Source organism: Ruegeria sp. BHSA123 (assembly GCF_059613425.1).
This window is the reverse complement of sequence record NZ_JBXWSL010000078.1, coordinates 1-11,159: the sequence shown is the minus strand read 5'-3', so window position 1 is coordinate 11,159 and position 11,159 is coordinate 1. Positions and strand designations below refer to the sequence as shown.

The window sequence follows — 11,159 nt, the reverse complement described above, 5'->3', positions numbered from 1 at the left end:
ATGTTCTCGGACGCAATCAGCTCGATCTCGTCGCGCTGACGACCCAGCTCAGACCGGATCGAGCCAAAAAGCTCAGGATCGCGGTCCGACAAGGACTGGGTGAAAAATCCGGTGTCACGAAGATTGGCGTTCATTGGCGCTCCACATGGCTGGGTAAAATCTTGCGGATTTCCTATCGGAAACGCCACTTTCGCAAAAGGCTTAAAGCGACGATTTGGCCTGCTGCGGCGTCAAGACTGGCCTATTGGGGAAAGGTATGTTTGTTTCGGAACCAAATGTGCAACACCGGAAACCACAAAACATGAAAAAGAGAATCGCCTTTCTCGCCAGTGAGGTCAAAGTGGCGCAAACGGCGCGCGACATCCTGGTGGCCAAACATGGTAACGTGGCACCTCGGGACGCAGATATTGTGGTTGCATTAGGTGGGGACGGCTTCATGTTGCACACCCTGCACAACATGCAGCATCTTGATACTCCGGTCTACGGGATGAATCGCGGCACGATCGGCTTTCTGATGAATGAGTATCACGAAGACGACCTGATGGCGCGGCTGGAGGATGCCGAGGAAGAGGTTATCAACCCGTTGGCCATGCAGGCGATGGATCAATCTGGAAAACTGCACGAGGCGCTGGCGATCAACGAAGTGTCATTGCTGCGTGCCGGTCCTCAGGCAGCAAGGCTCAAGATCAGCGTAGACGGCCGGGTGCGCATGGCCGAACTGGTCTGTGACGGGGCGTTGCTTGCCACGCCTGCGGGATCGACCGCCTACAACTATTCCGCGCATGGGCCGATTGTTCCGATTGGCGCTGACGTTCTGGCCCTGACACCCATCGCGGCGTTTCGCCCACGGCGGTGGCGCGGTGCCTTATTGCCGAAAATGGCGAAAGTCAGGTTCGATGTGGTCGAAGCTGACAAGCGCCCGGTCATCGCGGCCGCCGATTCCGTTTCTTTCCCGGATATAGACTGGGTCGAGATCAGGTCGGAACCAGCCATTGCGCACCGTATCCTTTTCGATCCCGGCCATGGGTTGGAAGAACGCCTAATATCCGAACAATTCACATAAAATTAGGATTCCCCAAATTTTTCTCACGCCTGTGTGAAGCAGTTCACAGGAATTCCCTTAACGATTGGCTAATGTGAACTTGCCCGGAGAACGCGCCAAGGTGGGAGTGAGTGGCCACCTGAACGGTGTTTTCGAATGGTTGCGCAGATTTTGCGCTGGCGAGGGTGGGTGGTGCTACGCTCGTCATCAGAAATCCGGGCTTATTTTAGCAGCTGGACCCCGGGCACAATGACCCGGGGTCTATTTTTGCTACATTTGATCCCAAAGCGGCAAACACATCTGTCCCACGCGGGCTTCTATCGCGGCGGCGGCATCCACGGCCAGATCCTCGCGCCAGCGCTGTGCCGCGATCTGTACGTTGATAGGTTGAGGCCCTTTGGGAAGATTGGCCAGCCGCGATGGAACGCAAGCTGCTGGCAGTCCTAGAAAGTTCATCGCATAGGAATAGACAGCGCATCCCAAAACATCATGCACGCCTTCCGCGCCTTCGGTGTCCCGGTCAGGTTTGAAAAATGGCTGTGGCAGGAAAGGGGACAAAACCAGCGGGTAGTCCTGCATAAACAGGGACCATTCGCGTGCATAATGGCTGCGCTTGGCCAGCATCCGAACCAATTCTGTTTCAACGATGGGCGGGAACTCCTGAAAGTAGACGTCAAAGATGTCGCGGATGGTTCTGGAACCAGCGGCTTCAATGTCAGATTTCATCAGGGTCAGCACTTCGCCCATCAAGGTCCGATACCCGATCCGGCCACATTCAAAGACATCGGGCGGATCGACCTCTTCAACGATGTACCCTGCATCGACCAGCGCATCGCGCGCAGTGTCGAGGGCTTTTTCGACCTCGGGGTGCAGAGCATAGCCGAAGGTGTTCTTGGTGAATGCCACCTTGATCGGCTGGTCAAAACTCTCGCCGTGCCAGGGCATTGGAACGTGGAATGGGTCCCGCGCATCGGTGGCGATCAGGCTGGGCATGGACAGGTGCAGATCCGCAGCCGACCGGGTGATCAGGCCCTGAACCGACATTGACTGCGCCAGCAATCCGCGTTCGGCCTTCTGACTTGGGTTCCACGCGGGAACGCGTCCCAACCCCGGTTTGACCGTCACGGCACCGATGGCGGCAGCCGGAAAGCGCAGGCTGCCGCCAATATCGTTGCCATGGGCCAGAGCACCGACACCCGCCATCACGGCGGCAGCAGCGCCACCGGATGATCCCCCGGGTGAAATGTGCCGTCCCCACGGGTTGAACGTGCGCCCATGCAGGGGGTTGTCGGTGTCGGCCCTGAAGGAAAACTCGGGCGTATTCGTTCGCCCGATCACAATGGCCCCCGCTTTTTGCAAGTTGCTGACCACCGGCGCGTCATCCGGTGCAATCACATCCTTCAGCGCAATGACACCGTTGGTGGTCGCGTGGCCTTTTTGATCGACATTCACCTTGATTGTTACCGGAACTCCATGCAGCGGGCCGGTCGGCTGACCACGCTCCCGTGCAGCATCTAGCGACTGCGCGCGTTCCAGGGCCTCGGTGCGCAAATCTTCGACGACTGCGTTCAGCGCGGGGTTCACCGCGTCCATGCGATCAATCGAGGCCTGAACCGCCTCGGTTGCACTCAGATCGCCGCGTCGGGTCAGGGTGGTCAGCTCTGTGGCGCTGAGACGCCAGATATTGGTATGTGTCATGGGCCCTCACTGTCTTACAGCGACAGTAGGGGCCCAGATTCAGGTTGCAAGGGTGGACATGGTATGGGCGGCCGATGCCGCCCGATGGTTACTTTGCGTAACCAATTGTCTGCAACGCCACCTTGATCTCATCAAGGATGGCAGGATCGTCAATTGTTGCAGGCATTTTGTAATCTTGACTGTCTGCAATCGACACCATCGTGCCGCGCAGGATCTTACCGGAACGGGTCTTGGGTAACCTGTCGACAACAACAGCCAGTTTGAATGCGGCCACCGGCCCGATCTTTTCCCGAACCATTTTGACGACTTCCTGAACCACATCGCCATGATCCCGTGTGGCACCAGCATTCAGGCACAGGAAGCCGACCGGCATCTGCCCCTTCAGTTGGTCCGAAACACCGATTACCGCGCATTCTGCCACATCGGGGTGGGCGGCCAACACTTCTTCCATCCCACCCGTCGACAGGCGATGGCCCGCTACGTTGATGACGTCATCGGTGCGCGCCATTATGTAGAGGTACCCGTCTTCGTCAATCATCCCGGCATCGCCGGTTTCGTAATATCCGGGGAAGTGTTCAAGATAAGATTTCTTGAACCGTGCTTCGGCATTCCACAGTGTTGGCAAGGTGCCTGGGGGCAGGGGCAGTTTAACCGCGATGGCACCCAGTTCACCGGCCTTCATCGGGTGACCGCCTTCATCCAGAATTTGCACGTCATAACCCGGCATCGGTTTTGCGGGCGAGCCCAGCTTGACCGGAAGCTCTTCGATACCCAGCGGGTTTCCGGCAATGGCCCAGCCGGTTTCGGTTTGCCACCAATGGTCGATCACCGGAACCTTCAGCGCGTTTTGTGCCCAGATAATTGTGTCAGGGTCAGCCCGTTCGCCTGCCAGATAGAGGGCCTGTAGATGAGACAGATCGTATTTGGCGATCAATTCGCCTTTTGGGTCTTCTCGTTTGACGGCGCGGATGGCTGTAGGTGCGGTGAAGAAGCTTTTGACCTTATGTTCCGAGATCACGCGCCAGAAGGTGCCCGCGTCCGGGGTGCCGACTGGCTTGCCCTCGAACACAATTGTGGTGTTTCCATGGATCAGGGGCGCGTAGCAGATATAGGAGTGTCCCACGACCCAGCCCACGTCGGAGGCTGCCCAGAATACGTCACCCGGATCGACGTTATAGATATTCTTCATCGTCCAGTTCAGTGCCACAAGGTGTCCGGCAGTGGGGCGCACGACCCCTTTGGGTGCACCCGTAGTGCCAGAGGTGTACAGGATATAAGCCGGGTCATTGCCATCGACCGGTACGCATTCAGCCGGTTCGACACCGTATTGGAAGCCATGCCAGTTGAAGTCGCGCCCTTCAATCAACTGAGCGACTTCTTGTTCCCGCTGGAAGATCACACAAAAATCAGGCTTGTGGTTAGCCAGGTCGATCGCGCCGTCAAGCAGGGGCTTATAATGAACCACGCGGCCCGGCTCCATCCCGCAGGACGCGGCGATGATTGCTTTGGGTTTGGCGTCGTCGATGCGCACAGCCAGTTCGTTGCTGGCAAACCCGCCGAACACAACTGAATGCACGGCGCCGAGGCGGGCACAGGCCAGCATTGCCTCAAGCGCTTCGGGGATCATCGGCATGTAGATAATGACACGGTCACCTTTCTCGACACCCTTTGCGCGAAGCGCGCCGGCCAGAGTGGCCACGCGGTTGCGAAGCTCAACATAGGATATCTCGCGCTTGGTGTGGGTGATGGGGCTGTCATAGATGATGGCGGTTTGTTCACCGCGCCCGTTTTCCACATGACGGTCTACGGCATTCCAACAGGTATTGACCCGCGCGTCGCTGAACCATTCGTACAAGGGCGCATTGTCGTCGAACAGTGCCTTGCTGGGGGCCTTGACCCAATCGATCCCTTTTGCGGCGTTCATCCAGAACGCTTCGGGGTCAGTCTTCCAGCTGTCATAAACGTCCTGATACGCCATCTCGTCCTCCTCACAACGGCCTGGACATTGTGTTAGGTTGCAGAAAACATCCGGGCAAGCGCGACGCATGACGACGCGTCAGTTTATCGCAAAAAATTTGCAGATCAGCGGAATATGACTTGCAAATTTTTGCAAAATCGCAGGTGTAGCAGAGTTTTCATCGCCGCAGTGCGAAGATTTGCAAAGTTGCAAACTTTTACATGCAAATCTTGGGCTCCTCCGGGAATCATCTCAACCAGCCGTTTTGGCGTAACGTGGCAGCTTGTCCTGAAGGTTCAGCCAGGGCAGGTGATCGGCGTGGAACACGTGAAACTGTGGTGGCAGGGTTTCCGGTTCGTCCAGCGTTGCGGTGTAAAGATGTATGTTCACCCTATCGCGCGCTGTGCGATAGGCCATTTGGGTTCCGCAATTGCCACAAAAAAGACGTTCGACCCCTTCAGATGAACGATAGATCTTTGGTGCCTGACCCAGCCATCTGACTGCTTCATGCGGCAGTCCGAAAAAAGCCGTGACCGGCGCGGCGCAGTTTCGCCTGCAATCTGAACAGTGGCAATAACAGCTCCATGCGGCTTGGGCATCGCTTTCCCAATGCACGGCGTTGCAGTGGCAATGTCCTTTCATGCGCTTCCCCCCTGTTGACAGGGGCGCCAGCCAGGCCGCCCCAGGTTAACCGTAATGCGCCACGGGTGTTCCTGCAATCGCCGCCATGTTCAGCAGACCGCGCGCGGTGATGGATGGAGTAACAATATGGGCCTTGTTGCCCATTCCCATCAGGATCGGGCCAACTTCAATCCCGTCCGCCTTCATCTTCAGAATATTGCGCACGCCGCTGGCCGCATCTGCGTGGGCGAATATCAGAACGTTGGCCGCTCCCTCCAATCGCGACGCCGGGAAGATGCGCGCCCGCAGGTCTGCATCCAAAGCCGCATCTACGTTCATTTCGCCTTCGTAGACAAAATCGCGCGGCTGCCGATCAAGGATTTCCAGCGCCGCCCGCAGCCGTTTGCCTGATCCTTCAGCCTGATTGCCAAATTGCGATTGCGAACAGAAGGCGATCTTGGGCTCGATCCCGAACCGGCGAACATGTCGCGCAGCACCAATGGTGGTTTCTGCCAGTTCTTCCGGCGACGGCAATTGCCGGACATGCGTGTCGGCGATGAACAGGGGGCCATCTTCCAGGATCATCAGGGACAAGGCACCATGCGGGCGCAGGTTGCCCTCGTCAAGCACCTGCTCAACATAGTTCAGATGCCAGCGATATTCGCCGAACGTGCCGCAGATCATGCTGTCCGCTTCGCCACGATGCACCATGATCGCACCGATGGCTGTTGTGTTGGTGCGCATAATCGCCTTGGCCAGATCCGGCGTCACCCCACGGCGCTGCATAATCTGGTGGTAGGAAGTCCAATAATCGTAATAGCGCGGGTCGTTCTCCGGGTTAACGATCTGACAGTCCTTGCCCGGACGAATGGTCAGCCCCAGCTTTTCACACCGGGTTTCGATCACATCGGGTCGCCCGATCAGAATTGGCGTTTCCGTCGTCTCTTCGAGAATGGCCTGCGCGGCTCTCAGAACCCTTTCATCTTCACCTTCGGCAAAAACGATGCGACGGGATGCGACGGCCGCAGCCTCGAACACAGGACGCATCAGAAGGGCAGATTTGAAGACAGTCTGGTTGAGCTTTTCCTTATAGGCGTCAAAGTCGTCGATAGGGCGTTTTGCAACACCGCTTTCCATGGCGGCTTTGGCGACCGCCGATGACACCACGCCCACAAGACGCGGGTCAAATGGTTTTGGGATCAGGTAATCCGGGCCAAAGGTCAGTTGCTCGCCCTTATAGGCAGCCGCGGCTTCGGCGCTTGTGGTTGCGCGCGCCATCTCAGCGATACCATCCACGCAGGCAATCTGCATCGCGTCGTTGATCTCGGTCGCGCCGACGTCCAATGCACCCCTGAAGATAAACGGAAAACACAACACGTTGTTGACTTGATTGGGAAAATCGCTGCGACCCGTGGCGATGATTGCGTCTGGTGCCACTGCGCGCGCGTCCTCTGGCAGGATTTCCGGCGTCGGGTTGGCCAGGGCGAAGATGATCGGGCGGCTTGCCATTTTCCGGACCATGTCAGGCTTCAGAACATTTGGTCCGCTGAGACCTAAAAACAGATCAGCCCCACTGATCACATCGTCCAGCGTCCGCAAGTCCGACTTCTGCTCGAACTGTGACTTGTGCGGGTTCATGTCCTCGGCCCGTCCTTCGTAGACAAGCCCGTGAATGTCGCACAGCCAAATGTTTTCACGTTTCACGCCCAGCTTGACGAGCATGGTCAGGCACGCGATCCCGGCGGCCCCGCCACCGGTTGACACGACCTTGATGTCCTCAAAAGACTTTCCGGCCACATGCAGCGCATTCTTGGCCGCAGCCCCGACCACAATGGCAGTTCCGTGCTGGTCATCATGGAAAACCGGGATGTTCATACGTTCACGGCAGAGCTTTTCGACGATAAAGCAATCGGGGGCCTTGATGTCTTCAAGGTTAATGGCGCCAAATGTCGGTTCAAGGGCACAGACGATATCCGCCAGCTTTTCGGGATCGGGCTGATCGACCTCGATATCAAAACAATCAATGCCTGCGAATTTCTTGAACAGAACGGCCTTGCCTTCCATAACCGGCTTCGACGCGAGTGCCCCGATATTCCCCAGGCCGAGCACGGCGGTGCCGTTTGACACCACAGCAACAAGGTTACCGCGCGCGGTGTACCGCTCGGCATTGGCTGCATCGGCCTTGATTTCAAGGCTGGCCTCCGCCACGCCGGGCGAATAGGCGCGGGCCAGATCGCGACCGTTGGCCATCGGTTTGGTGGCCTTGATCTCAAGCTTTCCGGGTTTGGGGAATTCATGATATTCGAGCGCAGCTTGTCGCAGGCTGGGGGTGTCAGACATCGGCGATTCAGCTCCCATTGAGAATTTGATTTAGCCTTAAACTATTTATTTGAACTTGGCTACGCTACGTAACTCTGCCGTGATGTCGCAACCAGAATCCGGATTGGTATTGTCTGAGTTCTTTTGCATCTTTTCACATTGCGACGTCCAAGATCACTCTGGCAAGGCCGTCGTGACATTCAGGACTGATGACGTGGCTGGTAACCAACGAGGGATCAGTAGGTTGGATGTTGGTTGCAGCGATGCTGAGCAGTTGTTGTCGCCCAGATTTTGGTCGAGTTCACCGCGCTGAACGGCGGCGCTTTATCCGTGATCATTGAAATGCGGTTCTTCGCTGTGGAAGAAATGCCAGGGATGTTCTTTTCGGTTGGCATTTTGGCGTCTGTTCTGATCGGATGGCCAAAGTTGCAATTCGAAGAGAATACTGATGACCAAGACATCCGATCTGGCGAAAACGCACGCTGAGATTCGCCTGCCCACGCGGGAAATTCGCGACGACATCCCCTTTTACACGAAAAAACTGGGGATGAAGATGGACATGATCTATCCCGCTGACGATCCGCGCGTCGCGGTGTTTTCGGGGCATGGCGTGCGGTTGCGCATTGAAAAAGACGCACCGGAAAGCCCTGGTACCTTGCGTATTCTGACGGATAATCCGTCTGATTTCGCGGGTGGTGAACGCGTTCTGGTGGCCCCAAATGGCACCCGGATCGAAATTGAAGAACGAAATCCGCCACTGGTGATGCCAGAGACCGTGCATTCCTTTGTCGTGCGCAGGCTCAAGGATCAGGCCCCTTGGATCATCGGTCGGGCCGGGATGCACTATCGCGATCTGGTGCCGGATCGGCTGGGCGGGTCGATCATCGCCAGTCATATCCGCATTCCCGATGGCGGACCGGTCCCGGACATGGTGCATTTTCACAAGGTCGGGTTTCAGCTGATCTTTTGCATCCATGGCTGGGTGGATGTGGTCTATGAGGATCAGGGCGAGAAAATGCGCCTGACAGCGGGGGACTGCTTTATTCAACCACCGGAAATCCGGCACCGTGTTCTCGAAGCCTCTGATAATGTTCAGGTCATCGAGATTGGAGTACCGGCTGAGCATGTCACGGAAATCGACCATGACATGATACTTCCCACTCCGCACATCCGCCCGGACCGCGAATGGCAGGGGCAACGTTTTGTCTATAATCAGGCCAAGGGTCCCGAGTGGATGCCCTTCCGTCTTCCGGGTTACATCTGCCGCGACACCACGATTGCCGAGAACACCAAGGGCGTCGCTGGGGTGCAGGTTGTGCGCAAAGGATCGGGTGATCCGGAATGGGCCATCCATGACACCGACATTCACTTTACCTTTGTGATGGACGGAGAGGTCACCCTGGAAGGAGAGGGGCGCGATCCCTACCGGCTGGAGCAAGGGGATGCGTTCGTCATCCCACCTGGGATGCGCACACGGCTGTCCGACCCAACAGACAATATCGAATTGTTGGAAGTCACCTTACCCGGTACCTTCAACACAACGCTGGGTTAAGCGAAAAACACGGGTCGGGGGCTTCAAATTCCCCGCTTTAATACGTTAGCGTGCAAATTTCTGACCAGATGATCAAAAAAATGGGGAATCGCCATGTCGCTGAAAGACGCCGCCTTGTCTGTCCGGGAAAACGCCTACGCGCCATATTCGAACTTCAAAGTTGGCGCAGCGCTCCGGTCTTCTTCGGGTCATGTCTTTTCCGGGTGCAACGTCGAAAATGTGGCCTATCCCGAGGGCACCTGCGCGGAAGCAGGTGCAATTGCCGCAATGGTGGCCGCGGGTGAGCAGGAACTGACCGAAGTCTACGTGGTTGCCTCCAGCCCTCGGCCTGTGCCGCCTTGCGGTGGATGCCGTCAGAAGCTGGCCGAGTTTGGCAAGCGCGATGTAAAGGTCACTCTGGCAACCGTCGATGGTGCGGAGTTTGAGACAACCATCGGAGATTTGCTGCCGGGTGCGTTTGACGCGTCGCACATGGAAGATGTCTGAACGCATGGACGCCCGTTCAATCATAGCCAAACTGCGCAGGCACGAAGTTCCAGGCCGCGACGAGCTGATCTGGTTCGCGCAAGGGTTGGCAGACGGCAGCGTCAGCGATGCGCAGGCCGGGGCGTTTGCCATGGCCGTCTGTCTGGGCGGGCTGGGCCCTCAGGGGCGTGCGGACTTGACGATTGCGATGCGCGATAGCGGCGATGTTGTCAGTTGGGATGTGGACGGGCCGGTGATCGACAAGCACTCGACCGGTGGGGTCGGGGACTGTGTCAGCCTTGTGCTTGCTCCGGCGCTGGCGGAATGCGGTGCGTTTGTTCCGATGATCTCGGGCCGGGGTTTGGGGCACACGGGTGGAACGCTTGACAAGCTCGAGGCGATTCCGGGTGTCAGCACTCAGATCAGTCAGGACCGACTTGCGCAGATATTGCGCGAAACGGGCGCGGCTATCGTCGGCGCGACGGGCCAGATTGCACCGGCGGACAAGCGGCTTTATGCGGTTCGGGACGTGACGGCGACGGTTGAAAGTCTGGATCTGATCACAGCATCGATCCTGTCCAAAAAGCTGGCGGCCAGCCCGGATGCGTTGGTTCTTGACGTCAAGGTCGGCAGCGGTGCCTTTATGAAAACAATTGAGGATGCCCGTAAGCTGGCCACAGCATTGACCGAGACCGCAAACGCGGCCGGGTGCCGGACTTCGGCGGTGATCACCGACATGAACCAGCCTTTGGCATCGGCGCTGGGCAATGCACTGGAGGTCGCGGAAGTGATGAAGGTTCTGACCGGTCCGGATGCTTCGCCTCTGGTGGATATTTCTGCCGAGTTGGGCGGCGTCCTGTTGGCCGATGCAGGCATGTGCAAATCGGTCGAGGAGGGGCGCGAGCAGATCGCCGAGATTATCCGTGACGGTCGCGCCGCCGAACGGTTTGGTCGCATGTTGGCTGCGGTTGGTGGTCCTGTGAAATTTGTCGATACCTGGACCCGTTTCCTGCCTGAGGCGAGCGTTATTCAGGAGGTTCCTGCCTCCGAAGACGGTTACATCTCCTCCATCAACGGAGAGGCTCTGGGCCTTGCGGTCGTCGCGCTGGGTGGCGGCCGTCAGGTCGAAAGCGATGAGATCGATCCGGCAGTAGGAATATCCAACATCCTCAGGCTGGGGGATCGTGTGTCCAAAGGTTCACCGATTGCCGTGGTCCACGCTGCGCGGGAAGACGCCGCACGGCGCGCGGCGGAAACTGTGCTAAGCGCGATGACGATCAGCGATACAGCTCCCAAGCGTCCCGATCTGATCCACGAAAGGATCAGCGTATGAGCCGTGCATTCCTTGTGGTTATGGATTCCGTCGGAATAGGCGGGGCACCCGACGCAGATCAGTTTTTCAACGGTGATGTCCCGGATACCGGGGCAAACACGCTGGCCCATATCGCCCAAGCCTGCGCGGAAGGCCGTGCAGAAGAGGGGCGCACCGGCCCTTTGCACCTGCC

The 11,159-nt window shown here is 57.6% G+C and carries 8 protein-coding genes and 2 pseudogenes; 5 read left to right on the top strand and 5 right to left on the bottom strand.

Annotated features, from left to right (window positions below; all coding sequences use genetic code 11):
• Positions 1 to 134: pseudogene (gene glyA / locus AC2FNC_RS18535) on the bottom strand (serine hydroxymethyltransferase); the annotation flags it as partial.
• Positions 135 to 256: 122 nt separating this feature from the next.
• Here glyA and AC2FNC_RS18530 point away from each other — a divergent pair.
• The gene (locus AC2FNC_RS18530) at positions 257 to 1,063 is read left to right on the top strand and encodes an NAD kinase (RefSeq protein ID WP_480553876.1); all 807 of its coding nucleotides are present in this window, start codon (positions 257 to 259) and stop codon (positions 1,061 to 1,063) included.
• A gap of 249 nt (positions 1,064 to 1,312) precedes the next feature.
• Here AC2FNC_RS18530 and AC2FNC_RS18525 read toward each other — a convergent pair whose 3' ends face one another.
• From AC2FNC_RS18525 to AC2FNC_RS18510, 4 genes are all read right to left on the bottom strand, one after another.
• A complete protein-coding gene (locus AC2FNC_RS18525) occupies positions 1,313 to 2,740 on the bottom strand; it encodes an amidase family protein (RefSeq protein WP_496716209.1) in 1,428 nt (475 codons plus the stop codon).
• 88 nt (positions 2,741 to 2,828) lie between these two features.
• On the bottom strand, positions 2,829 to 4,718 hold the full coding sequence (prpE, locus tag AC2FNC_RS18520; protein WP_480473554.1) for a propionate-CoA ligase PrpE: 1,890 nt from the start codon (positions 4,716 to 4,718) through the stop codon (positions 2,829 to 2,831).
• A gap of 231 nt (positions 4,719 to 4,949) precedes the next feature.
• Complete coding sequence (locus tag AC2FNC_RS18515; protein ID WP_480504505.1) at positions 4,950 to 5,339, bottom strand: GFA family protein; 390 nt, start codon at positions 5,337 to 5,339, stop codon at positions 4,950 to 4,952.
• Positions 5,340 to 5,384: 45 nt separating this feature from the next.
• Positions 5,385 to 7,658, bottom strand: a complete 2,274-nt coding sequence (locus AC2FNC_RS18510) for an NADP-dependent malic enzyme (protein ID WP_480517705.1) — start codon at positions 7,656 to 7,658, stop codon at positions 5,385 to 5,387.
• 427 nt (positions 7,659 to 8,085) lie between these two features.
• Between AC2FNC_RS18510 and AC2FNC_RS18505 the strand changes: the two genes are divergently transcribed.
• The 4 genes and pseudogenes from AC2FNC_RS18505 to AC2FNC_RS18490 form a co-directional block, all read left to right on the top strand.
• Positions 8,086 to 9,189, top strand: coding sequence for a cupin domain-containing protein (locus AC2FNC_RS18505; protein ID WP_496716207.1), 1,104 nt, complete (start codon positions 8,086 to 8,088; stop codon positions 9,187 to 9,189).
• Positions 9,190 to 9,282: 93 nt separating this feature from the next.
• Entirely contained in the window at positions 9,283 to 9,675 is a 393-nt protein-coding gene (locus AC2FNC_RS18500) for a cytidine deaminase (protein WP_496716206.1), read from the top strand.
• Positions 9,676 to 9,679: 4 nt separating this feature from the next.
• A complete protein-coding gene (locus AC2FNC_RS18495) occupies positions 9,680 to 10,987 on the top strand; it encodes a thymidine phosphorylase (protein ID WP_496716204.1) in 1,308 nt (435 codons plus the stop codon).
• Positions 10,984 to 11,159: pseudogene (locus tag AC2FNC_RS18490) on the top strand (phosphopentomutase); the annotation flags it as partial. The gene AC2FNC_RS18495 and the pseudogene AC2FNC_RS18490, both read left to right, overlap by 4 nt.

Excerpts from the sequence above, each read along its gene's own strand:
- AC2FNC_RS18530 (WP_480553876.1), top strand. The coding sequence starts at position 257 with ATGTTTGTTTCGGAACCAAATGTGCAACACCGGAAACCACAAAACATG.
- AC2FNC_RS18525 (WP_496716209.1), bottom strand. The coding sequence starts at position 2,740 with ATGACACATACCAATATCTGGCGTCTCAGCGCCACAGAGCTGACCACC.
- prpE (WP_480473554.1), bottom strand. The coding sequence starts at position 4,718 with ATGGCGTATCAGGACGTTTATGACAGCTGGAAGACTGACCCCGAAGCG.
- AC2FNC_RS18515 (WP_480504505.1), bottom strand. The coding sequence starts at position 5,339 with ATGAAAGGACATTGCCACTGCAACGCCGTGCATTGGGAAAGCGATGCC.
- AC2FNC_RS18510 (WP_480517705.1), bottom strand. The coding sequence starts at position 7,658 with ATGTCTGACACCCCCAGCCTGCGACAAGCTGCGCTCGAATATCATGAA.
- AC2FNC_RS18505 (WP_496716207.1), top strand. The coding sequence starts at position 8,086 with ATGACCAAGACATCCGATCTGGCGAAAACGCACGCTGAGATTCGCCTG.
- AC2FNC_RS18500 (WP_496716206.1), top strand. The coding sequence starts at position 9,283 with ATGTCGCTGAAAGACGCCGCCTTGTCTGTCCGGGAAAACGCCTACGCG.
- AC2FNC_RS18495 (WP_496716204.1), top strand. The coding sequence starts at position 9,680 with ATGGACGCCCGTTCAATCATAGCCAAACTGCGCAGGCACGAAGTTCCA.